This is a genomic window from Pacificoceanicola algae (genome assembly GCF_049341065.1).
Classification (GTDB): domain Bacteria; phylum Pseudomonadota; class Alphaproteobacteria; order Rhodobacterales; family Rhodobacteraceae; genus Pacificoceanicola.
Genome location: NZ_JBMPIX010000035.1, coordinates 14,415 through 36,243 on the forward strand (window position 1 = coordinate 14,415; position 21,829 = coordinate 36,243).

The following is a 21,829-nucleotide window of genomic DNA, read 5'->3' on the forward strand; positions in this document are numbered from 1 at the left end:
CGCAACCATCGGGGCCGCAGCCCTATCGGAGATATCGACATGACTTCCCCTACTTTCCCGGCCCACACTTCGGGGCGCCGGTTCCACTTCCTCTTTAACCGTGCTTGGCAAGCGCTTTGGGTCCTGCCGCTGCCTGTCTGGCTGCTGCTGTTTTTTGCAGTGCCGCTTGGCTTGCTGGTGGCGATTTCTTTCTGGTCCGTGGTGAACTACCGGCTGACGCCAGACGCCACGCTGTCGGCCTGGCGTTATGTTCTAGGCCTCGATTTCCTCTGGGCCAGTTTCTGGCGCAGCTACGGGCTATCGATGGCCAGTGCTGTTGCGATTTCGCTGCTGGCCTTTCCGGCCTCCTACGCGATGGCCTTTTTAGCAGCCCCGCGCCAGCGGCTGATTCTGCTGGGGTTTGCGATTGCGCCGTTTTTCACAAGCTATCTCGTCCGCATCTATTCCTGGCAGGTCTTCCTGACAGAAGGCGGCGTGATCTCCTCCATCGTTCAGGCGTTCGGTGGCAAGGGGGAAAGCCTTCTCAACACCTATTTCGCGCTGTTTCTCGGCCATGCAACGCTGGCGCTGCCGGTGGTCCTGATTCTGCAGACCATCGCCCTTGCCAATGTGGACCGGACCGGGATTTCGGCTGCCGCCAACCTTGGCGCGCGTCCCGGAGCCATCCTGTTCCGCGTTATCCTGCCCGCAGCCCGGCCCGGGCTGACGCTGGGGCTGCTGTTTGCCTTCCTGCTGTCCTATGCCGAGTTCGTCAGCGCCTCCTATCTGGGCGGCGGCACCTTCCAAACCCTGCCGATCCTCGTGACGGACCTTGTTCGGGCCGGTCAGCAATGGCCGCGCGCCGCCGTGGTGTCGCTGCTAATGATCGCCAGTCTGCTGGTCACAGCCTTTGTAACCGTCCTCTGGGCCTACCGCGAGAAAGGATAAGCCATGCCTCCGCATCTGAAACACTCCTTGCCAAAAGCATTCTGGGTTGCCGGACTCGCTTTGGTTTTCCTGCTGCTCTACGCACCGATCCTGTCGGCGGTCCTGTTTTCCTTCAGCGCCGACCGCTTCCCAAGCCTCAGCATGTCCGGGTTCAGCACCAAATGGTATACGCAGGTCCTGACCGACCGCGCCATGCTAGAGGCCCTCAGGAACAGCCTGACGGTTGCCGGGATCACCGCGCTGATCGCCACAGCCCTGGGATTTGCCGCAGCCTATGCGGACTATCGTTTCCGGTTCTTTGGCCAGAAAGCCGTGCTGGCGCTGGCCTTGCTGCCGCCGACGGTGCCGCTGGTCATCCTCGGTCTGGCGATGCTGGCTTTCTTCTCCCGCATCGGCATTGCCGGTACGCTTGCGGCCGTAGTTGCCGCGCATGTCGTAATTGCCGCGCCCTTTGCGATGGCGGTCTGCCGTCTGCGGCTGGCGCAACTGGATGAGACGCTGGAAACCGCAGCCCAGAACCTCGGTGCGCTGCCGCATTCCGCGCTCGCCCGCATCGTGCTACCGCATACGTTGCCCGCCATCCTCGCCGCCTTCCTGATCACCTTTGCCGTGTCATTCGACGAGTATGTGATCGCCTGGTTCACGGGTGGCTTGAACCAGACCATTCCCGTTGCCGTTCTGACCACGCTTCAGGGGCAGGTCGACCCGACCATCCACGTCATCGGCACATTGAGTTTTTCCGTCACCCTGACGCTGGTTCTGATCGCGCTTGCCGTGGTCCTGCGCCAGAGCAGCGGCGCCATGTCCAAGGAGGAGACATCATGACCAACACACATCTGAAACTGGACGGGCTTGCCAAGTCCTATGGTAACTTCATCGCCGTTGAAGAGTTTTCGCTGGATATTTCCGAAGGGGAGTTCATCGCAATCATGGGGCCGTCCGGCTGTGGCAAGACCACGAGCCTGCGCATGCTTGCCGGTCTTGAAACCGCAGACCGCGGTGAGATCACCCTTGCGGGCAACCGGATCGACCAACTGCCGGTCTGGGAGCGGGAAACCCCCATGGTCTGGCAAAGCCTAGCGCTGTTCCCCTTCATGACCGTGCGGGAAAACGTCGAGTTCGGACTAAAGATGCGCGGCGTTGCTGGGGCAGAGCGCCGCCGCCGTGCCGACGACTGGCTGGAGCGGTTGGGCATTTCCACCTACGCAGACCGCAATGTCGCGCGTCTGTCTGGCGGTCAGCGCCAGCGCGTTGCCCTCGCCCGCAGCCTGGTGTTGGAACCCAAAGTGCTGCTCTTGGACGAGCCGCTTTCGGCACTGGACGCTCATATGGCAATTAAGATGCAGGGCGAACTGAAGAAGCTCCAGCGCGAGCTCGGCATCACCTTTGTCTATGTCACCCACAGCCATTCAGAGGCCTTTTCGCTCGCCGACCGGGTTGTCATCATGAACGCCGGCAGGGTGGAGCAAATTGGCAGCCCGCAGGACATCTTCCTGCGGCCCCGCAGCAAATTTGTTGCGCAGTTTGTCGGTGGGATCAGCCTGCTGGAAGGAAAGGTTTCGGGCAGGGAGTACAGCAAACGCTTCCTGGACACACGCGACGGCAAAGTCCGGCTTTCCCACAGCAGCGGGCTGGCCGAAGGCGCAGCCGCGGATCTGGCCGTACGGGCGGACAGAATCTCCGTGACGGTCGAGCCGGGCTGGGGCGAAAACGAAATCGCCTGCACTCTGATCTCTGAGGAGTTTGCCGGAGCGGTTGTCAATTTGCATCTTGAAACCGCGTCAGGTCACAACCTCGTGGCACAACTCCAACAGCGTGACCTGGAGCAGTTGGACGCAAGCATCGGCACGCGGGTCTATGCGTCCTGGCACTCCGACGACGGCTTTCTTCTGGAGAGTGCGCGACAATCGGGGCCGGGTCCAAAGGTGAGGGCTGCATGAGGTCTGTTCTCGACAATACCATGGAGGCTCTACTTCGAGCCGGTCGGGAAGGGGAGGTTTTTCTGTCCCTGTTGCCGGACCGTGCCCGCGCGGAAGCGCGTCAAAGCGATGGTCGCACCGAAAGATTGGGCCCCCTCGATGGGAGCACGGTCTCTTGGAAGGATATGATCGCGATCAAGGACGTTACGGCAACCTCCGGATCCCTGCTCATGCGGGACGATGCGCCCGCCTGCGCGGATGCGGAAGTTGTACGGCGGGCCAGCCAAGCCGGTTTGGTCAGCATCGGCGTCACCAATCAATCCGAACTGGCGTTCTCGGGGATCGGGTACAATCCGCACCACGGAACACCGATGATAGAGGGGCGGGTACCGGGGGGCTCGTCCTCAGGGGCTGCGGCCTCTGTCGCGCGTGGGATCACCCGATTGGCGGTCGGTACCGATACTGCGGGCTCTTGCCGGGTGCCTGCGGCGTTTCAGGGCGTGGTGGGCTTTCGGCCCACGCGCGGACGGTATCCGATGAGCGGTGTGATGCCACTCGCGCCCAGCTATGACACGGTTGGCAGCTTTGCTCGTTCGGTTGCCGATATCATCGAGCTGGATGCCATTCTGTCCGGCGATGCAGCCAGCCCGGACGCGGTCGGCCGTCTTTCGGTTGCCATCGACGTGCTCGACGGGGGCGGTGTTGCCGCGCCGGTCTCCCAGCGCTGCAAGGAGGCGGTGACAGCTCTCGAACAGGCGGGCGTCGTGATGGAGCACTCCAGACAGTCGCCTTTGGATGAGGCGCTGGCGCTGATCCGTGCGAGCGGCTGGCCGGGCGCCATTGAGGCGGTCGAAACCTACGGGCACCTGCTCGAAACCGAGAACGCTCATCACCTTGACCCCTTTGTCGCGGCGCGGCTGCGTGCGTCGGCCTGTCTGGACCTCGACAAGATCGCGCGCGTCAAACAGGGCGCCAGAGCGTTGCACGAAACCGTCCAGGCCTCCGATACCATCTACCTCCTGCCGACGGTTGCCATCGAAGCCCCGCACCTGGCGCCTCTGCTGGAAGATCCCGAAACCTTTGCCACAACAAATACAGCGGCTCTACGCCTGACCATGCCAGCGAGCCTGCTGGATTTGCCCGCCATTTCTCTGCCAGCCGGGAAAACGGACGCGGGCTGCTGGGTGGGATTGCAGTTGGTCGGTCCGCCAGACAGTGACCGAACTCTGCTTGCCACTGCGGCAATGGTCGAAAACCTGCTGATGCAAAAGGAAACCCTGACATGATCCGTAACCCGATCCAATGGCCAAACGGTGCCCGCTGTGCCTGTGCGATCACGTTTGACGTGGATGCCGACAGCCTGATCCACATCGCCCGGCCGGACGACGGGCACCGTCGCCTCTACCCGATCAGCATGGGCCGCTATGGCCCGAATTCCGGTGTGCCGCGTATTCTTGAAACCTACCGGCGGTTGGGGCTCAAACAGTCCTTTTTCATGCCCGGCTGGGTGATGGAACAATACCCCGAAACGGTCGAGGCGATCCTCGCTGGCGGGCATGAGATCGGTCACCATGGGTATCTGCACGAAGACCCTGCGGAACAGAGCACTGAGGAACAGACCTTTTGGTTTCAGCGGGCGCTTGAGGTTCACCGCCAAATGACCGGCAGCACCCCGCGCGGCTATCGCGCCCCGGTCTATAATGTTACCCCCGAGGTGCTGTCGCTCGCGGTGAAGCATGGGTTGACCTATGAAAGCTCGATGATGGCGGACGATCTGCCCTATCGGATCGACACCGCATCCGGGTCTCTGTTCGAATTGCCGGTGCATTGGGGCAGCGATGACTGGCCGCCTTTCGCTCATTTCGACGAGATCGGCTACAAGATGCCGGTGATGTCGCCGCACCGCGGGTTGGAGGCCTCCTTTGAGGAGTTTGAGGCGCAATACGAGGCCGGCGGGCTCTGGATCGGGATATGGCACCCCTTCCTGACCGGGCGGCTGGCCCGCTGGCGGGTGGTGGAGCGGTGGCTAGAAGAGGTGCTGTCGCGAGGCGATGTCTGGTTCGCACCGCTGGAAGAGATCGCCGCCTACGCCGCAAGCCAGGAGGCCGAAGGGGCCTGGCAGCCGCATCGTGAGCCCGCAGCCCCCTACACTCATCCCGTCCTGATGGAGAAATAATGATGGATAACCTCAATACCCCGTTTGATGCCGCACAGCCCGACGGTGAAAACCCGAGCGCACATCAGACGCTTGCAGAGGATGGCCGCCTCAGCCCCAACACCACCTACACCATTCCCGCCCGTCAGGGCCGGGCGATGCGCGTGAAAAAGGGGGAGCTGCTGTCGGTTATCAACCGCGACGGCAGCCAGATCGGCGATTTCTGGGCCTTTGCCGAAGGTGACTGCAACGAATATCTGTCGATGGAGCACCTGCGCCCGACGCTGCAGCGTGTCTCGCCGCGCCCCGGCGACGCGCTGGTGACCAACCGGCGGCGCCCTATCCTGACACTGGTTGAGGACACCTCGCCCGGCGTTCACGACACGCTTGTCGCGTCCTGCGATATTCACCGGTATGCCCAACTTGGACATCACGGTTATCACGACAATTGCACCGACAACCTGCGCATGGCGCTGGGGGCAATCGGCTTACGTCCGGCATCAGTGCCTTGCCCGCTGAACCTCTGGATGAACACGCCTGTCGTCGAAGGTGGCGCGATGGAGTGGCGGCCCCCTGTCTCGACCAAAGGGGATCGTGTGCTGTTCCGCGCTGAAATGGATGCTGTGGTGGTGATTTCCTGCTGCCCGATGGACCTTCTGCCGATCAATGGCTCAGATGCGCAGCCGCGGGCGCTGGAAGTCCTGCTACAGCGGGAGCCCGAGTGAACCTGACTGCAAAAAGACTTGGCGGCGCAGATTTCGATCCGCGCCACCTAGCTTTACAGTTTCAAAGGTTTGTTTCAGGCCGCTCGGGCCGCCCCACCAGCCAGTTTCACGGCCAGGTTACTGGTGCGGGCCTCTGCCGATTCAACCGACGCCTCGTGACGCTCGTCTTTGAATTCCTGATATTCGATCGCGATCGTCTCGATATCCGCCTGCGCTACGCCGAAGTAATGCGAACAAGCCGCCAGAGCCGGGTCAAGCGCGTTGAGATGGGCACGCACACCACCTGGGGCAAAGCCGAATTCTCCACGCGACGACAGCACCACCAGCCGTTTTCCCGACAGGATCGGCTCGATCGGCGTGTCGCCTCGGGCAAGGTCAAAGGAAAAGGTCCGACCGATCCGCGCGATGTGGTCGATCCAGCCTTTCAGCGCGGTCGGCATTCCGTAGTTGTACATCGGCGCGCCCAGAACGACGATATCCGCCGCGATCACCTCATCGACCAACTCGTCGGACAGCGCCAGACGCTCGTGCATCCACGGCTCGCGTTCGTCGGACGGGGTAAAGGCTGCATGGATGAATTTATGGTCGATCGCAGGAATCGGGTTCATGCCGACATCCCGGGTGATCACTTTCGTGTCCGGTGCTTGAGCCAGAAAGTTTTGGGTGAACAGCCCGGTCAGATGACGTGTGAGGGAGCGTTCTTCAAGCTGGGCGCTTGCATCGATTCGCAACAAAGTGAGCATGGGCAATCTCCTGAGTTTATGCACTGCGCATTGTGCCTACCAAGCGGCCGACCCTCTGGCGAAGGCGAATTTTTCATGGCCAGGATGAATGAAATTCACCTTGGCTCCACCCCGAACGGAAAGGATTGAACCGATGCGGCGCCTGCCTCCACTCCACGCGCTACGTGCTTTTGAAGCCGCCGCCCGGCATCTGCATTTCGCCCGAGCCGCGGCCGAGCTTCACCTGACGCCAACCGCGATCAGCCACCAGATCCGCCAGCTGGAAGAGATCCTGGAGGTGAAACTCTTCCACCGCTATCCGCGCCCAATCCGACTGTCGGCAGAAGGCGCGGCCTTGTACCCGGTGCTGCGCGAGAGTTTCGACCGCATGAGCAGTGCCATTGCAGGGATTTCGCAGCTGGATACGGACCGCCCGCTGACGGTTTCCGTCACGGTGGCCTTCGCCAGTCTCTGGCTCATGCGGCGCCTGCCCGCGTTGCGCAGTCAGACCGGGCTGAACCTGAAGGTCGAGGCCGACAACCGGCCGGTAGACCTGTCCGGTAGCGATGTCGACTTTGCGGTTCGCTACGCAGTCCAGGCGCAGCCCGAAGATCATTGGATGCCGCTGTTCGAAGACAGCCTGATCCCGCTCTGCGCGCCGGAACTGCTGCACCGGACTCCGATCAAAGATGACGCCGGCATTTTGCGCCTGCCGCTGATCCAGTACCGCTGGAATTGCGGCGCGGAAGCGTCGCCCAGCTGGCAGCGCTGGTCTCACGCAGCCGGGCTCGGGGCTGCGGTGCCGGAGATCACACAGCACTTTTCCGAGGAAATCAATGCCATTGACTCGGCGCTTGCAGGTCAGGGCGTGGTACTGGCTTCCAGCGTGTTGGCTGGCGCCGCTGTTGCAGCCGGGCACCTAGTGCGCCTGTCTGACGCGGTTTTGCCCGGCAGAACTTTTTGGGCGGTCAGCCGCAGCGATCATCCGCGTTTTGCCGAAGTGGAGCACTTTGCTTCATGGGCGCGTGCTTCCGGGTAGCCGCTGCACGCGCGTAATTCCTGAATATCCTGTGGTACAGACTGCTCCGAGGCTTCTGTTTGCGCAGCTGCAGCAAATGTCTTCTTTAACGGGCCGCAGTGCAGCACTTCGAATAGATGGCAGAGGTCCGGTTAGAGCCGGTCTTTCTCGCGGAATTTCGATGCGGCTGCGAAATGCAGCAACTGCTCGCTCGGTAAAAAGGGCTCGAAACGAACCTGCGGCCGCGCAGCGGACAAGATCGCCTGGCGCCGTCGGCGTTCGCGGCCCATACGGATGTGCCGGCTGCTGTTCGCAAATGATTTCTGGCACGATTTCGGAAGTCGCTCATATGTATCCGGCCTGTTGATCGGCACGCGGGTCGTGGCCTTGTTGGGGTTGCAAAAGCGCCGTGGTCTCATTACCGGCAAGGTCCATAGTGGCCGAATGGGCCGTCAGACTCTGGGGGCGTAGTTGTTCCGTTCCATGCTTTCTGTCAGGCGCGAACTCCTTTGGGTCGCTTCGACTTAAATGCCGATGGCGACCTCGTCTCGTGGCGCATCAAACGCCGTTTTGTATCTCAGTATGCTCCAGGCCATTCGGGCCAGTTTGTTGGGCAGCGCGACCGCCAGTTTGTTTCGGTTCATCCGTTCTGCAGCTTTGGTCAGCCATTCTCCAAAGCTGAAGTCCGGCCAACGGTTGGTTCGCATCAAGATCACCTTGGCGGCCTGAACGAAGAGCATTCGCAGGTATCGGCTGCTGCGTTTGGTGGTGCGCCCGAGGACCGTTCGTCCGCCCGTACTGCACTGCCTCGGCACCAAACCAAACCACGCGGCGAAGTCACGGCCTCGACCGAATTCCTCTCCCGCCCCAATGGCAGCAACCATTGCCGTCTAGATCATTGGCCCGACGCCGGGGATCGTCATGACGTTCACGCAATTCTCTTCGGTGCGGCTGATTTGTTCGATTTCTTTCGAAACGGTGTCGATACGGTCGTCCAACCACAGCCAATCTCCACACAAACCGATCAAGATCATCCGCATGCGTGGTGATATCTCGTCCTTGCGCTCTTCCAGGATCGTCTCGAATGAGTTCTTCAAAGCCCGCAAACCCTTGCACACCGCAATGCCTTGCTCGATCACAAAGGCCCGGATCTGGTTGATCGTCGCTGTCCGGCGTGACACCAGACCCGACCGCACCCGATGGAGGCCCTGCAAGTCGAGCTGGTCCTGGCTCTTCTCGGGCACGATCGGCAGATCTCGGACGGAGCGCCGCCTCCGCGATGGCTTCGGCGTCATTGTAATCGTTCGTCGGGAAAACGATTCACTGGATCGTTTTCTTTTCCTCCTCACTTTGCCTCTTGATGAACGGCTTCACATAGATTGCAGGTTCCGGGGCTCAAAGCCCATCTTGCGAAGCGTCCGGCTCACAAAATGAGCGCCGAGGTACGTCTCCATGCCGACGACGCAACGGGGCAGCTTCTCAAACGTCGCAGCCAACGCCTGCCGCTTGATCTGTTTGCGCATCACCACCTGCCCGTCAGGGTCGAATGCCACGACGTGGAAAGTGCCTTTCCGTTATCGATTCCAACTGACATCAGCTGGTCAATCTCACTCTTCGCCATGCTGCTTCTCCTATCTGCAGGTGAAATTGCCCAAGCCTAACCTGCTGGGTGAGGCAGCCGGTACATCCCATTCGCGGGCATCCAGAACCCAATCGCGGTGCTGCGCACCAAAGCCCGCATAGCTGACGTTTACTGCCACCGTAACAGCGGCCGCGCCAGATCACATCATCAGCCGATCCACCTTGCGACGGGATTCTTCCTGCAGGCGTTGCTTCATCAGCGCGCGTTCAGCGCGGCTGTGGGCATGAGTTGACGGCGACTGACGGGCGCGCGCTGTCATGAGCTTCCCCAACGCCTGAGCAACGAAGAAAGGAAAGGCCAGCGCGGCCGAGAGCAGGCTGTGTTGCTGCGGGGCGGTGATTTGGCGGATGGTGCGGGTCTCAGACATGTCGGTCATGGTATGGCTCCTTACGGTGTGCTTGTTTTCCTGTGACCCAAACTACCCACCCAATGCACCGCCCGCGTCGGGAGCCCTCCCCATTTTTGCGCTTTGGCATTCCCTATTTTTTCGGCCATTGTCGATCCGGGCTGCCATAGGGGACGGCCCCCATAGGGAGATGGCATCGTGGATATCCCTATCCTTGAACGCGACGGGGCGCTTGAGCAACTGGGCAGCCTGGCCAATGCCGCAGCCGATGGGGCAGGTCACACCGTTTTCGTCACCGGCGAGGCAGGCGCGGGCAAGACCACGCTGCTGCGCGCCTTCGAAGAGCGAATGACAGGGGCCCGATCCTTGCGCGGCGCATGCGAGGATCTGTCGATCCCTGAACCTCTTGGACCACTGCGAGACCTGGCCCTCGATGCCGGGGTTGATCTGGATGCGCTGTGGCGGAACGAGGGGGACAGGCTGTCTGTCTTCCTGAAGCTGCTCGGCTCCATCGAAGGCGCCGACGGCATGGCGCTGCTGCTGATCGAGGACCTGCACTGGGCCGACGAGGCAACACTGGATTTCGTGCGTTTCGCCGCACGGCGTCTGCGTACGCGGCCCATCCTGATGATCGTGACCGCGCGCGACGACGAGACAGAGGGCCGCCCGCAATTGCGCCGCGCCATGGATGGGGTCGCCGCCGCGGATGCGACGCGGATCGCCTTGCAGCCACTCTCCGCCGAGGCGGTCGGCCGTCTTGCGGTGGGTAGCGGGCAGGCCCCGGACGAGGTGCACCGGATCACCGGGGGCAATCCCTTCTACGTGACCGAACTTTTGCGCGGCGGCAAGGATGACGCCTTGCGGAGCGTGCAGGACACGGTCCTGAATCGGCTGGGCCGCCTGCCGCCCGAGAGCAGGCAGGTGCTGGAGGCCGTGTCGATCTTTCCGCGGCGTGCGGAACGTGACTGGGCGCTGGATCTGGCCGGGGTCGCGGATGAGGCGCTCGATCCTGCCATCGAAAGCGGGTTGATCCAGGAGGACGACATCTTTCTGACCTACCGGCACGAGATCGCCCGGCTGGCTGTAGAAACCGCCCTCAAACCCACGCGGCGCCGCCGTCTCAACGCGGCGTTGCTGGGAAGGATGCAGACGGATGCGCAGGTGCCGAACGCACGGCAGATGCACCATGCACGCGCCGCCGGCGACAGTGCGCAGATCGCCCGCCTTGCTCCCTTGGCCGGGCGTGAAGCGATGGCTGCCGGCGCCAACCGGCAGGCCGCCGACTACCTGTCCATCGCGGTCGAGCTTGCGGATCCGCAGGATGAAGAAACACTGGCCACGCTGCTCTTTGAGGCCGGCGAGGCCTGTCGCCTTGTCAGCCGGTTGTGGGATGCAATGGGTCATTTCGAGCGCGCGGTTGACGTCGCCGGGACCAATACCACACTTAAAGGCCGCATCCTGCAGCGCTTGTCGCGCGTGAAGTGGACCGCAGGTCAAAAGGCACAGGCCCGGACGTTGGGGGACCGGGCGATCGCCCTGCAGGAGGGGGCGGATACCGATGAACTGGCGATGGCGCTGGCCAGCCGCGCGCAGATCGCCATGTCCGATTACGAGATGGAAGCCAGCCTTCCGGTCGCGCAACGCGCGCTTGAAATGGCGCAGCGACTGGGCCGAAAAGACATCGTCAGTCACGCGCTCAGCACGCTGTCGCTGGCCACCCTGTTCGACAGTGCGGAGCAGAACGCGCTTTACACCGAAAGCATAGAGGCGGCGAAAGCCGCACGCAGCCCGATCAACCTGACACGGAACCTGTCGAATGGTGGCGTGGTCAACTGGTATGGCCTGAAGTTTGGGGAGGCGCTCGACCTTTTCGACAGAGCAATCGCCACGGCCTATGAGACGGACACGATCGAACAAGTGGATTTCCACCAAGGTTTTCGCGTGCATGTGCTGGATCGGCTCGGATGCCCTCGCGACCGCGCAAGACATCCTGTCCAAGCCGCTGGAACAATCCTCACCAGCGATCATGATGCGGCTGACCGCGTCGCGGATTGCCATGCGGCGCGGTGACAGCGACGGCGGAGAGTTTCTGGACGAGATCGAAGCCCTGATGGGCACCGAGGAAGACGGTCGCCACATCTGCGATGTTGCCTGTCTGATCGCCGAACGCGCCTGGCTGGGGCTGGATGACAAGGACAGCGCGCAAGCCCGGATGGACGAAGCGCTCGCGCTGCCGCTCAACCCGATGCTCAAGGAGGAATTCCTGGACTGGCAGCGGCGGATCGACCCGGCCCGGCTGCCCGGCGGGTTGAGCGGGTTGCATGATCCGTACCGGGCGTCCATGGCAGGAGACTGGGCTGCAGCGGCCGCGCATTGGCTGCAGTCGGGCGATCCCTATCGCGAGGCGCTGGCCTTGGCTGAAGGCGATGCGGACGCCGTAGCCCGCGCGCTTCCGATCCTCGATCGCCTTGGCGCGGCGCGCGTGCGTGAAGCCGTGTTGGGCCGGGCGCGCGATCGTGGGTTGAGTATCGACGCCCCCACCAAACCACGCGCGACAACCCTCGCAAACCCGGCCGGTCTGACGAAACGGCAGATGCAGGTGCTGGACTTGCTGGGCGAAGGCCTGTCAAACGCCGCCATCGCGGACCGGTTGTTTGTCTCGGCCAAGACCGTCGACCACCATGTCTCGGCCATCCTCGGCAAGCTCGAAGTCGCCTCGCGCGGCGAAGCCGCAGCACTTGCCCGCAAGGAAGGCTGGGTCTGACGCAACCTTACGATCCCGACCGGCCCGATCCTGACATTCGAACTACCTGCCCACGCGGCAGGGCGGCGTCGTGATAGCGGCCGTCGGCTATGGGGCGCAGCATCGTCATCCCTGTGATGATCAGTTGTTCGGACAAAGCGGGCGCATGCAACCCTACCCCGAACCATGCATCAGATGATTGACCGCCGCCCGGTCTGCCTCAGAACTGTCATGCGCCCAAGATCTGAACGCCTTGACCTTGGGCAAGGACCATTTTTCGGTCCCTCCGATCAGGCATATGCCACCCAGCGGTGACCTGGACACCATGTCCGGAAACGGTGCGATCAGCGTGCCGGCCTCGAGCTCCTCTCGACACAGCACGAGATCCGCCATAACGACGCCGATGCCCATGACAGCCGCCTTTGTCGCGATATCGATGTTGGGAAAGTCCTGACCGACGGCCGGATCGATCTCGACCTCAGGAAAATCATTTGCCCAGCTGTTCCAGTCAGTGTGGCTTCTGGTTTCATGCAACAGCTCGCACGCCGCGAGTGCCTCAGGCGATGTGAGCGACACCTCTTTCAGATATCCTGGCGCGCCAGCAGGGGTAAGCAGGACCGGAAAGAGGATCTGTGTCTCCAACGGTTTTGGTCGGTTCGGCCAGTTCGCGACCGAAAAGCCGATATCGGACTCGACAGGATCGAAGCCGCCGTCGCCCAAAAAATCCGTCGTCAACCGCACCTGCAACTCGGGATGACGTCTCCGGAAATCCTCCAGTCGCGGAAGGAGCCACCGGATCGAAGTACCAGGAGGACAGATGATCCTCAGTTCCGAGGCATCGGAGGAAAGCCGCTCCGTCTCCCTGTGGATCAGGGCGAAAGCCTCGGACAGGACCGGTTGAAGCTGCCGACCGGCCGTTGTCAGCCGGACCCCTTGTGCCATACGGACAAAAAGCTGAACGCCCAGATGTTCCTCAAGCAATTTGACATGTCGGCTGATTGCGCCGCGCGTGACGTTGAGCTCTTCGCTCGCACCGATGAACCCGCCGTGTCGCGCGGCGGCTTCAAATGCCTTGAGGGCGTTGAGGGGCGGCATCCGTTTCATGGCAAAGGATCAGCTTTCATCACCCTATGGGCTCAATAACTTGGTTTGCGGCGCGCACCGGCGAAACGGTATCACAAACGGAGAGCAATGAAAGAGGCCGTTAATGCAGACGCAATTCCTAGCCTCCGATCCTGAGACCTTGGCCAATGCCGCGTTCTTCCATAGGATCGGAAAAATTATCTCTCGGCGCAGGCCGCGGTCGTCCAGCGACCGCCTGCTTGAAGAGCTTGAGCGACTGGCACTGCTCTCACCTCACCTTCTGAGCGACATCGGATTCAGGCGCGATGCTGCCTCGGGGCCAGACACGAAAGTGTGGCGCAGCGGAGAGTTTCAGGTCGTGGTAGCGAGGTCCGCAAGGACGGTCTTCGCATCAACAGCCTGATGGCCTCGGGCCATCTGCGCAACACGGGAGGTTCGCGATGACGTTTGATGCCAACACCTTCAAGGTTTCGACAAAGGCTCAGTGGAATGCCGTCGCCGATCGATGGAACGCGTGGGGGGCGCTCCTCGACACCTGGCTCGGGCCTGCGACCGAGAGGCTTCTGGATATGTGCGAGGTCAAGAGCGGCTCCGCGGTCCTGCACGTTGCCGGCGGTTTCGGACAGGATGCGATGCAAAGTGCCCGGCGTGTCGGGCCGACGGGTCGCGTCCTGTCCACCGATTTCTCGGACGAAGTCACACGGATCGTCGCGCGGAACTTCGAAGCCTCCGGCCTGTCTCATGTGTCGGCCACGGTAATGGACGGAGAGGCCATCGAAGTGAACGGTGATCCCTTCGACGTCGTTCTTTCCCGTGTGGGCCTGATCTTCTTTCCCGACCAGCTGGGGTCGGTGCGCAGCCAGATGGCGGCATTGAAACCCGGCGGACGGGTCGGCGCCCTGGTCTACGCGACGCCGGAAGAATGTCGGTTCTTCTCGGACCCGGTCGGACTAATCCGCAGACACGCAGGTCTGCCTGCGCCTGCCCCCGGCATGCCGGGGCCTTTCAGTCTGAGCCAGCCCGGCGCAATCGCGAGCCTCTTCGAGAAAGCCGGGCTGCAAGACATCCAGAGCCGGAAGATCGATGCGCCGGTCGTGCTTGAGCGCGCACGCGAATGCCTCCGCTTCGAACAGGAGAGCTTCGGAGCCCTGCATCAGATGCTGAGCAATCTGGACGAGGATGCCAGGACAGCAGCCTGGAAAGACGTAGAAGCCGCCCTTGAACACTTTGAGACGGAAAAGGGATTCGTTGGACCATGCGTGATGATCGCTGCTGTGGGCAGAAAAGGTGAATGAGGTCCTACGGGCGATCACGCAAGGCGATTTGCAAGTGCACAAAAACACGGACGACATGCCAAGCAGTCCGCGTGTTGTCCGCTTTGGGCGCTGTGCCGATGCTGCTCATCATGACCGCCTTGCCTCAAAATAAGCGAAGAAGGCGCCCGCGATACACGGGGCTATTCAATCCGAGCTCCCGGCCCAAAGTCGCCGTCCGCCGGGGACATTAGATGCTACGTTGCGGCCCGTCGAAGTAGGCATTCGCGGCTTCCGCAAAATCAGGCGGTCTGCGCATGACGCATCGCGGTTTTTTTCAGGACTTCTGTTGTCGTCCCTTTGGCTGATGCAGCAAGAGCCCGCTGAAGCGAAACCTTCTTGCAGCTGAACAGCAATCTTTGCCAACGCGATCATTGGAGACAATGCCAAGACTTCGAGCATTCATTTCGTTGTCGGTTGAACCCGATGTGCTGCTCGAATGAAACCCTTGGCCCCGCCATGAACTCGTGAGTTGTCTCCAATGGCGTTGCGAAATGCGGCTATGCCCAGAAATTCTCGTGAACTTTGGCCTGTCGCGGTCCGGCTGGCGTTTCTACAGTCAGCTCCGTGCCCTCGTCCCAATGGGTCATTCGCACCATGCCGATGGCGACATTCGTTTTGAAATCCGGCGACCAGGCTGCCGACGATACGCGGCCAACCGTTTTTGCCCCGTGCTTCACCAGCCACCAGCGGTCGCAGCCGGGCACGGCCGGGCCGTCGATCTCCAGCGCGCGGATCTGCTTGACCGGGCCTTCCTTGGCAACGCGCAGCAGCGCGTCCCGCCCAATGCAGCCGATCGCCGTCTGCGTGTTGCAGAATTTTCCCAGCCCACATTCGTGGGGCGTGTTATCGTCGGTCATATCATTGCCGTAGGACAGCAAACCGCCCTCGATGCGTTCGATCAGGTTGGGGCAGCCCGCGTGCACGTCCATTGACTTACCGGCCTCCATCAGGGCGTTCCACAGTGGCATTCCAAGCTCTTCGCCTTCGACATAGATCTCGAACCCGCCCTGTTTCGAGTAGCCGGACCGCGCCACCACCATGTCATGCCCCTGGAAATCCAGATGCGCGAAGCGGAAAAAGCGAATGTCGCGCACGGCATCGCCAAAGACCGCCGCCATCAGATCGTCCGCACGCGGCCCCTGCACGGCAAGCGGCGACACGTCAGGCTCGTCCACCAGCACATCGAGGCGATAGCCGTAGGCCAGCCCCTTGATCCAATACAGCAGGTCACTGTCCGCGATGGAAATCCACCAGCGGTCATTTGCCAGCTTCACCGCCACCGGATCGTTCAACATGCCACCGGTTTCGTCGACGATGGGCACGTAAAAGCACTGCCCCGGCAGCATCGACCGCAGGTCGCGCGGGGTCAGCAGTTGCACCAGACGCCCGGCATCGGGGCCGCGCAATTCAACCTGCCGTTCGCAGGCGACGTCCCAAACCTGCACAGCCTGCTTGAGGTGGTGGTAATCCTCCTCCACCGAACGAAAGACCGTGGGCAGCAGCATGTGGTTGTAGACAGTATACGCCTTTACCCCGGCAGCCTCGACGCCGTCGGAAAAGGGGGTCCGCCGTAGGCGGCGCGAAGGGGAAATCAGGGCCATTCCAGGTTACTCCAGGTCTTTGGCGCGATTGCGAAGCTGGAACTTCTGGATCTTGCCGGTGGATGTTTTGGGGAGAGTTTCGAATATGACTGCCTTGGGGGCTTTGAAGCCCGCCAGATGCGTGCGGCAAAAGGCGATGATCTCGTCCGACGTGGCGCTGATCCCGTCGCGCAATTCGACAAAGGCGCAGGGGACCTCGCCCCATTTATCATGCGGCATGGCCACCACGGCGGCGGCCTGAACGGCTTTGTGACGATAAAGCACGGCTTCGACCTCGACCGAGGAGATGTTTTCCCCGCCCGAGATGATCACGTCCTTCAGACGGTCGCGGATCTGGATATAGGCGTTTTCATGGACGACAGCGCCATCGCCGGACCAGAACCAGCCATCCGCAAAGGCCGCTGCGGTGGCTTCGGCATCCTTGTAGTAGCCCGCCATGACCGTATTGCCGCGAATGGCGATTTCACCCTGCGTGGTGCCGTCGCGCGGGACAGGCCCGCCGCTGGCGCGGTCGATCACGGTGACGTCTTCGACCATGGGAAAGGCTATGCCCTGTTGCGCTTGCAATTCGGATTGCTCTGCGGGGGTGAGACTGTCCCAGTCCTCCTGCCACAAACACTGCGAGATATGGCCGTAGGTTTCCGTCAGGCCATAGACCTGCATGACATCAAACCCCATAGCCCGGGTTTTTTCCAGAACCGAGGGCGGCGGCGGCGCCCCGGCGGTCAGGACGCGGATGGCAGGATCAAAGGGCGCGGCACCGCTTTCGGCCTCGGCCAGCATCTGCAAGACGATGGGGGCAGCGCCGAAATGGGTCACACCATGTGCGCGGATCGCGGCAAGGATGCGGTCCGCAGCCGGAACGCGGGTGAACACCATCGTCCCGCCCAGCATCGTCATCAGCCACGGGTGCCCCCACCCGTTGCAGTGGAACATGGGCACGACCGACAGGTAGACCGGATAGGGCGGCATCTGCCACGCGGTCCAGGTGCCAAGCGCCATCAGGTAAGCGCCGCGATGGTGATAGACCACCCCCTTGGGACGCCCGGAGGTGCCGGATGTGTAGTTCAGCGCAATCGCATTCCATTCATCATCCGGCAGGACGATCGGCAGGGGCGCGCTTGCCAGCAAGCTGTGATAGGTCGGGCCGCCAAGGGTTTCGCCCGGCGCATTCGGATCGGCGATCTCGACCACTGGCAGGGTGCGACCGAGAAGGTCAAAGGCCTGTGACAGCAGCGGCACCAGTTCCCGATCCACGATCACCAGTTTGGTATCCGCGTGATCAAGGATAAAGGCGATGGTTTCCGGTTCCAGCCGGGTGTTGAGCGTGTTCAGCACTGCGCCGGTCAAGGGTAAGGCGAAATGCAGCTCGAACAGCTCGGGGATGTTCGGGCTCAGCACCGAAACGGTATCGCCCTGCCCAACACCTATCCCCGCAAGCCCCCCGGCCACCGCACCGATACGGGCACAGGTTTCGGCCCAGCTGCGCCGGATGTCGCCATAGATCACCGCCGTGCGCGCACCGTGCAGGCTTTCGGCGCGGCGCAGGAAGGACAACGGCGACAAGGGCACATGGTTGGCTCTTGTCTTTTGCAGAGACTCGAAATGGTGACGCATCCGGGGTTCGCCTGATTTAGTTGTTCGGCCGCACGCGGGCAGCGGTCTTGTTGGCGAAGGCTTTGAGACGCTCGCGCGCCGCCGGTTGCGTGTTGACGATGCCACCCACGAAGGCCTCGGCATAGGCGGCGTCCATACCGGACATGTTGTTCATGTGGCTGACGGCCGAACAGATCGCAAAGTTCGTCAGCGGCAGGTTCTGCGCGACCTTGTCGGCCAGTTCCATCGCCTTGGCAAAGCTGCCGCCCTCTTCGGTGATGTACTGCGCCAGACCCAGATCGACGGCCTCTTGGCCCTGATAGACGCGGCCCGTCAGAATCATGTCGATCATGCGATATTTGCCGATCATGTCGGACACCCGGATCGTCGCACCGCCTCCGGTAAAGATGCCGCGCTGGCCTTCGGGCAGGGCGAAATAGGTGCCGGGGTCGATCACGCGCACATGGGCGGCGCTGGCCAGTTCCAGACCGCCGCCGACCACCGCGCCCTGAAGCGCGGCAATGATCGGCACGCCGCCATATTCCATCTTGTTGAAGGCCTCGTGCCAGCGCAGGCAAACATGCATGAAGTCATCTGGGCTGCGGTCTGCCTTCCAGTGTTCGACCAGATCGAGGCCCGCACAGAAATGGTCGCCCGCCCCTTCCAGCAACACCGCCTTGACGCCTGCCGTGCGCGCGCCGCTGAAAAAGCGGATCAGTTCCTCGATGGTGACCACATCGAGCGCGTTGCGTTTGTCAGGGCGGTTCAGCGTCACCACATAAAGGCCATTGTCACGCGCGGAAATCGCGAGGCGTTCATAGGTGGCGGGGTTGACGACGTCATTCATGGGTCGGGTCCTTTCGAGGGATCAATCGGGGAAAGCCGCGTCAAGCAGGCTATCTGCGCCGCACAGGATGCGGGTTTGTTCGGCGGCGCATTCGGGCAGGATGTGTTGGGCATAGAACAGCGCGGTGGCGATCTTCTGGGTCAGGAACGCGTTGTCCTGCCCGGCGTCGTGCGCGGTTTGCGCCGCCAGCGCGCCTTTGGCGAGGCTCCACCCGGCGGCCAATGTTCCGGTCAGCATCAGGAAGGGAACAGAGCCCGCGAAGGCTGCGTCGATATCCGTGCGGCTGTTTTCCAGCATCCAGTCCAGAGCAGTTTCGAAAGCGGCGCGCGCCTGCGCGAGGTTTTTGCCGATGGCCTGTGCAGACGCGTCGCCGCTTGCCAGCATTGCTTCGGTTTCCGCAATTTGAGCGGCAAACAGGCGGGCGGTTGCCCCCCCGTCCCGCATCACTTTGCGTCCCAGAAGGTCATTGGCCTGAATGGCCGTAGTGCCCTCGTAAATCGGCAGGATGCGCGCGTCACGGTAGTGCTGAGCGGCGCCCGTTTCTTCGATGAAGCCCATGCCGCCGTGGATTTGCACACCCAGAGAAGCGACCTCGACCGCGCGTTCAGTGCAAAAACCCTTGACCAAGGGGACCATGAATTCGGCCAGCGCGGTCAATTCCGGATTCTCCCGGTGATGCGCGATATCCAGCAACCCCGCGGTCGACGCCGCCATGGCCCGCCCGCCTTCGGTGAGGCTGCGCATCCGCAGGAGCATACGGCGGACATCCGGGTGTTCGATGATCGGGACGGCGTCCTTGCTCTGACCGTTCACCGGGCGGCTCTGAACGCGGTCGCGCGCGTAAGCCAAAGCACGCTGATAGGCCCGCTCAGCGATCGCAATCCCTTGCACACCCACCGCGAACCGCGCGGCGTTCATCATGATGAACATGTACTCCAGCCCGCTATTTTCCTCGCCGATCAGGAACCCGGTAGCGTCGCCGTATTCCAGCACGGCCGTCGGGCTGGCGCGTACGCCCAGTTTGTGCTCGATGCGCACGCAGTTGACCGCGTTCGCGGCCCCGGGCGTGCCATCCGGCTCCACCAGTTTCTGCGGCACGATGAAGAGGCTCAGCCCCTTCGGCCCGGCGGGCGCATCCGGTGTGCGCGCCAACACGAGGTGGATGATGTTCTCGGTCAGATCATGGGCGCCATATGTGATGAAGATCTTGGTGCCGGTGATGCCATAGGTGCCGTCCGCGCGCTGAACCGCCTTTGTCGCCACCCGGCCCAGATCGCTGCCCGCCTGCGGTTCGGTCAGGTTCATCGTGCCGGACCATCGGCCTTCGATCAGCGGCCCAAGGTAGGTGGCCTTCTGCTCGTCCGAACCGGTCAGCAGCAGCGCCTCGATCGCCCCGTCGGTCAGCAGCGGGCACAGACCAAAGCTCATGTCGGCGGCATTCAGCATCTCTACCGCCGCCGCGCCAACGGCCCGCGGCAGCCCGATGCCACCATATTCCACCGGATGGGTCAGCGCCTGCCAGCCCATTTCGACAAACTGAGCATAGGCCCGCGCGTCGCCTTCGGGCATGGTCACGCGGCCTTTGTCAAACCGGGCGCCCTGCGTGTCCCCGTCCTGGGACAAGGGCACGATCTGTTCGGCGCAAAACCGGGCATAGCTCTCCAGCGCGGCGCTTATGTCCGGCAGCTCGCATTCGGAATACACCTCCAGCGCGGACACCATTTCCCAATGGGACAAGTGTTCGATGCAGAACATCAAATCCTGCACGGGCGGCTGATAGGACATACCTGTCTCTCCGACGGAAATTATGACTTCCCGACATTTACCCGCTGTATTGCTTGCCAATAAGCTCATCTTTTGCCAATTTCTTATCTGATCACGCCAAGGAGAGGCCTTTGCATGGCCAGTCATGACCCCATCTCTCTGACGACCGTTTCAGCAGGTTTCATCGGGGACTGGCTTGATGCTCTCAAATCTCGATGCACGTCAGATGCGATGGCCTCGCTGTTGGAGCGTGCTGGCCTGCAGACCAGCCCGATGGCGCCCACTCAGCGCGTCACGCTCGAAGAAATCGCCCGGCTGTATCAGCTTGCGGCGCCAGAGATCGGCGATGAGATGATGGGCCTCTGGAGTCGCCCGATCCGGCCCCGCACCCTGCAACATCTTGTGACCGTGCAGCGTGAGGCGAAAAGCCTTGACTCGGCGCTGTATCGGTTCTCGACGTTCTGGAACCTGCTTTTGGATGATTTCCGTCTGGACTTGCGCAACAGCCCGGAGGAAGTGGAGCTGTCGTTGATCCCCTATTCGAACGAAACCCGCCCGCAGCGATTTGGTCATATGCTAATACTGAAATTGGCGCATGGGCTCCTGTCTTGGCTCGACGGGTCGGAAACGGCCGTGAAAGCGGTTCGCTTTGCCTTCGCTCGTCCAGATTTTGCCGCAGATTACGCGGTTGTTTTTCCTTGTCCGGTAGAATTTGACGCTCCGCAAACCAGCATCCTTTTCGATCCACGCCAATTCAACAGTCCGATCAGCCGCAGCCCGGCGGAGGCATCCGTGTTCCTTGAACGGGCACCGATCGACTGGATCTTTACCGGCTCGCGCGTGCATACAAACAGCCTTCGCGTCCGCGCCTTTCTTTACGGAGCGACCTGGCAGAACTGCCAACTTCCGGATGCGGCCCGCGCGCTGAAAATCACGCCCCGGACGCTGAATCGCCGTTTGAAAGAAGAAGGGACATCTTTTCAGGAAATAAAGGACGCTTTGCGCCGCGACATCGCCATCCGGGCGCTCCAGCAAGGTACGGACAGCATAGAAGAGATCGCCTTTGACACCGGCTTTTCTGCACCGTCGAACTTCCACCGAGCTTTTCACAAATGGACCAACCGGACGCCCGGATCATACCGATTGTAAGTTCGGAGTTCGAACATCGAAATCTCTTCAAGGATGATCGGATCCAGCACCTCTACCACTGCCTCAATTCGGCGGGCCAGGCGCAGGCTCTCGTGTCGCACTAACAAGCATTGCTAGGTTGCCCTCCGCCTCCAGAGTGTCCGCATTCGCTGAAACAGCCACTCCAATTCGCGCACGCAGCGAAGGTCGGTTGTCCGCCGATTCCGTGGAAAAACACCCGTTCGCGAGTGCAGAATATCGACGGCTGAACATGGCGTGAGCGCCTTTCCTGTCAGG

Annotated in this window: 18 protein-coding genes and 1 pseudogene; 11 read left to right on the forward strand and 8 right to left on the reverse strand. The window is 61.9% G+C overall.

Going from position 1 to position 21,829, the window contains the following annotated elements; translation table 11 throughout:
- Nucleotides 1-39 precede the first annotated feature (39 nt).
- From ACOYQJ_RS24575 to ACOYQJ_RS24600, 6 genes are read left to right on the forward strand one after another with little or no spacing between them, the layout of a single operon-like run.
- Nucleotides 40-927, forward strand: coding sequence for an ABC transporter permease (locus ACOYQJ_RS24575; protein WP_422908547.1), 888 nt, complete (start codon nucleotides 40-42; stop codon nucleotides 925-927).
- Nucleotides 928-930: 3 nt separating this feature from the next.
- On the forward strand, nucleotides 931-1,752 hold the full coding sequence (locus ACOYQJ_RS24580) for an ABC transporter permease (RefSeq protein WP_422908548.1): 822 nt from the start codon (nucleotides 931-933) through the stop codon (nucleotides 1,750-1,752).
- Nucleotides 1,749-2,867, forward strand: a complete 1,119-nt coding sequence (locus ACOYQJ_RS24585) for an ABC transporter ATP-binding protein (RefSeq protein ID WP_422908549.1) — start codon at nucleotides 1,749-1,751, stop codon at nucleotides 2,865-2,867. The genes ACOYQJ_RS24580 and ACOYQJ_RS24585 overlap by 4 nt, the downstream gene beginning before the upstream one ends.
- On the forward strand, nucleotides 2,864-4,132 hold the full coding sequence (locus ACOYQJ_RS24590) for an amidase family protein (RefSeq protein ID WP_422908550.1): 1,269 nt from the start codon (nucleotides 2,864-2,866) through the stop codon (nucleotides 4,130-4,132). The genes ACOYQJ_RS24585 and ACOYQJ_RS24590 overlap by 4 nt, the downstream gene beginning before the upstream one ends.
- The gene (locus ACOYQJ_RS24595; RefSeq protein ID WP_422908551.1) at nucleotides 4,129-5,022 is read left to right on the forward strand and encodes a polysaccharide deacetylase family protein; all 894 of its coding nucleotides are present in this window, start codon (nucleotides 4,129-4,131) and stop codon (nucleotides 5,020-5,022) included. Before ACOYQJ_RS24590 ends, ACOYQJ_RS24595 begins: the two co-directional genes overlap by 4 nt.
- Nucleotides 5,022-5,726: a DUF1989 domain-containing protein gene (locus ACOYQJ_RS24600; protein ID WP_422908552.1), complete on the forward strand. Its 705-nt coding sequence runs from the start codon at nucleotides 5,022-5,024 to the stop codon at nucleotides 5,724-5,726. Before ACOYQJ_RS24595 ends, ACOYQJ_RS24600 begins: the two co-directional genes overlap by 1 nt.
- Nucleotides 5,727-5,800: 74 nt before the next feature.
- On the opposite strand, the gene ACOYQJ_RS24605 is transcribed toward ACOYQJ_RS24600, so the two are convergent.
- Nucleotides 5,801-6,469, reverse strand: coding sequence for an FMN-dependent NADH-azoreductase (locus ACOYQJ_RS24605; protein WP_422908553.1), 669 nt, complete (start codon nucleotides 6,467-6,469; stop codon nucleotides 5,801-5,803).
- 88 nt (nucleotides 6,470-6,557) lie between these two features.
- Between ACOYQJ_RS24605 and ACOYQJ_RS24610 the strand changes: the two genes are divergently transcribed.
- On the forward strand, nucleotides 6,558-7,487 hold the full coding sequence (locus tag ACOYQJ_RS24610) for a LysR substrate-binding domain-containing protein (RefSeq protein WP_422908554.1): 930 nt from the start codon (nucleotides 6,558-6,560) through the stop codon (nucleotides 7,485-7,487).
- Between the two features lie 503 nt (nucleotides 7,488-7,990).
- On the opposite strand, the pseudogene ACOYQJ_RS24615 reads toward ACOYQJ_RS24610, so the two are convergent.
- Together ACOYQJ_RS24615 and ACOYQJ_RS24620 are read right to left on the reverse strand one after the other, a co-directional pair.
- Nucleotides 7,991-9,087 (reverse strand): annotated as a pseudogene (locus ACOYQJ_RS24615) (IS110 family RNA-guided transposase).
- 160 nt (nucleotides 9,088-9,247) lie between these two features.
- The gene (locus ACOYQJ_RS24620; protein ID WP_422908555.1) at nucleotides 9,248-9,484 is read right to left on the reverse strand and encodes a hypothetical protein; all 237 of its coding nucleotides are present in this window, start codon (nucleotides 9,482-9,484) and stop codon (nucleotides 9,248-9,250) included.
- 168 nt (nucleotides 9,485-9,652) lie between these two features.
- On the opposite strand from ACOYQJ_RS24620, the gene ACOYQJ_RS24625 reads away from it, so the two are divergent.
- Entirely contained in the window at nucleotides 9,653-11,524 is a 1,872-nt protein-coding gene (locus ACOYQJ_RS24625; RefSeq protein WP_422908556.1) for an ATP-binding protein, read from the forward strand.
- Complete coding sequence (locus ACOYQJ_RS24630; RefSeq protein WP_422908557.1) at nucleotides 11,481-12,218, forward strand: helix-turn-helix transcriptional regulator; 738 nt, start codon at nucleotides 11,481-11,483, stop codon at nucleotides 12,216-12,218. Before ACOYQJ_RS24625 ends, ACOYQJ_RS24630 begins: the two co-directional genes overlap by 44 nt.
- Before the next feature lie 153 nt (nucleotides 12,219-12,371).
- On the opposite strand, the gene ACOYQJ_RS24635 is transcribed toward ACOYQJ_RS24630, so the two are convergent.
- Nucleotides 12,372-13,301, reverse strand: coding sequence for a LysR substrate-binding domain-containing protein (locus ACOYQJ_RS24635; protein WP_422908558.1), 930 nt, complete (start codon nucleotides 13,299-13,301; stop codon nucleotides 12,372-12,374).
- Between the two features lie 419 nt (nucleotides 13,302-13,720).
- Between ACOYQJ_RS24635 and ACOYQJ_RS24640 the strand changes: the two genes are divergently transcribed.
- A complete protein-coding gene (locus ACOYQJ_RS24640; protein ID WP_422908559.1) occupies nucleotides 13,721-14,575 on the forward strand; it encodes a class I SAM-dependent methyltransferase in 855 nt (284 codons plus the stop codon).
- 518 nt (nucleotides 14,576-15,093) lie between these two features.
- Here the strand turns inward: ACOYQJ_RS24640 and ACOYQJ_RS24645 are convergent.
- Genes ACOYQJ_RS24645 through ACOYQJ_RS24660 form a run of 4 tightly spaced genes read right to left on the reverse strand, consistent with a single transcriptional unit; the run spans nucleotide 15,094 to nucleotide 20,425 of the window.
- Complete coding sequence (locus tag ACOYQJ_RS24645) at nucleotides 15,094-16,197, reverse strand: dimethylsulfoniopropionate demethylase (RefSeq protein ID WP_422908560.1); 1,104 nt, start codon at nucleotides 16,195-16,197, stop codon at nucleotides 15,094-15,096.
- A gap of 6 nt (nucleotides 16,198-16,203) precedes the next feature.
- On the reverse strand, nucleotides 16,204-17,814 hold the full coding sequence (locus ACOYQJ_RS24650; protein WP_422908561.1) for an AMP-binding protein: 1,611 nt from the start codon (nucleotides 17,812-17,814) through the stop codon (nucleotides 16,204-16,206).
- Nucleotides 17,815-17,830: 16 nt separating this feature from the next.
- Nucleotides 17,831-18,640 carry a methylthioacryloyl-CoA hydratase gene (dmdD, locus tag ACOYQJ_RS24655; RefSeq protein WP_422908562.1) on the reverse strand — a complete coding sequence of 270 codons (810 nt, stop codon included), beginning with the start codon at nucleotides 18,638-18,640 and terminating at the stop codon, nucleotides 17,831-17,833.
- A gap of 21 nt (nucleotides 18,641-18,661) precedes the next feature.
- The gene (locus ACOYQJ_RS24660) at nucleotides 18,662-20,425 is read right to left on the reverse strand and encodes an acyl-CoA dehydrogenase family protein (RefSeq protein ID WP_422908563.1); all 1,764 of its coding nucleotides are present in this window, start codon (nucleotides 20,423-20,425) and stop codon (nucleotides 18,662-18,664) included.
- A gap of 114 nt (nucleotides 20,426-20,539) precedes the next feature.
- Between ACOYQJ_RS24660 and ACOYQJ_RS24665 the strand changes: the two genes are divergently transcribed.
- Nucleotides 20,540-21,553, forward strand: a complete 1,014-nt coding sequence (locus ACOYQJ_RS24665; protein WP_422908564.1) for an AraC family transcriptional regulator — start codon at nucleotides 20,540-20,542, stop codon at nucleotides 21,551-21,553.
- The last annotated feature ends 276 nt before the right edge of the window (nucleotides 21,554-21,829 follow it).

Bases quoted from the DNA above. Each gene is read 5' to 3' on its own strand.
- ACOYQJ_RS24575 (WP_422908547.1), top strand. From the start codon at position 40: ATGACTTCCCCTACTTTCCCGGCCCACACTTCGGGGCGCCGGTTCCAC.
- ACOYQJ_RS24580 (WP_422908548.1), top strand. From the start codon at position 931: ATGCCTCCGCATCTGAAACACTCCTTGCCAAAAGCATTCTGGGTTGCC.
- ACOYQJ_RS24585 (WP_422908549.1), top strand. From the start codon at position 1,749: ATGACCAACACACATCTGAAACTGGACGGGCTTGCCAAGTCCTATGGT.
- ACOYQJ_RS24590 (WP_422908550.1), top strand. From the start codon at position 2,864: ATGAGGTCTGTTCTCGACAATACCATGGAGGCTCTACTTCGAGCCGGT.
- ACOYQJ_RS24595 (WP_422908551.1), top strand. From the start codon at position 4,129: ATGATCCGTAACCCGATCCAATGGCCAAACGGTGCCCGCTGTGCCTGT.
- ACOYQJ_RS24600 (WP_422908552.1), top strand. From the start codon at position 5,022: ATGATGGATAACCTCAATACCCCGTTTGATGCCGCACAGCCCGACGGT.
- ACOYQJ_RS24605 (WP_422908553.1), bottom strand. From the start codon at position 6,469: ATGCTCACTTTGTTGCGAATCGATGCAAGCGCCCAGCTTGAAGAACGC.
- ACOYQJ_RS24610 (WP_422908554.1), top strand. From the start codon at position 6,558: ATGAAATTCACCTTGGCTCCACCCCGAACGGAAAGGATTGAACCGATG.
- ACOYQJ_RS24620 (WP_422908555.1), bottom strand. From the start codon at position 9,484: ATGACCGACATGTCTGAGACCCGCACCATCCGCCAAATCACCGCCCCG.
- ACOYQJ_RS24630 (WP_422908557.1), top strand. From the start codon at position 11,481: ATGATGCGGCTGACCGCGTCGCGGATTGCCATGCGGCGCGGTGACAGC.
- ACOYQJ_RS24635 (WP_422908558.1), bottom strand. From the start codon at position 13,301: ATGAAACGGATGCCGCCCCTCAACGCCCTCAAGGCATTTGAAGCCGCC.
- ACOYQJ_RS24640 (WP_422908559.1), top strand. From the start codon at position 13,721: ATGACGTTTGATGCCAACACCTTCAAGGTTTCGACAAAGGCTCAGTGG.
- ACOYQJ_RS24645 (WP_422908560.1), bottom strand. From the start codon at position 16,197: ATGGCCCTGATTTCCCCTTCGCGCCGCCTACGGCGGACCCCCTTTTCC.
- ACOYQJ_RS24650 (WP_422908561.1), bottom strand. From the start codon at position 17,814: ATGCGTCACCATTTCGAGTCTCTGCAAAAGACAAGAGCCAACCATGTG.
- dmdD (WP_422908562.1), bottom strand. From the start codon at position 18,640: ATGAATGACGTCGTCAACCCCGCCACCTATGAACGCCTCGCGATTTCC.
- ACOYQJ_RS24660 (WP_422908563.1), bottom strand. From the start codon at position 20,425: ATGTCCTATCAGCCGCCCGTGCAGGATTTGATGTTCTGCATCGAACAC.
- ACOYQJ_RS24665 (WP_422908564.1), top strand. From the start codon at position 20,540: ATGGCCAGTCATGACCCCATCTCTCTGACGACCGTTTCAGCAGGTTTC.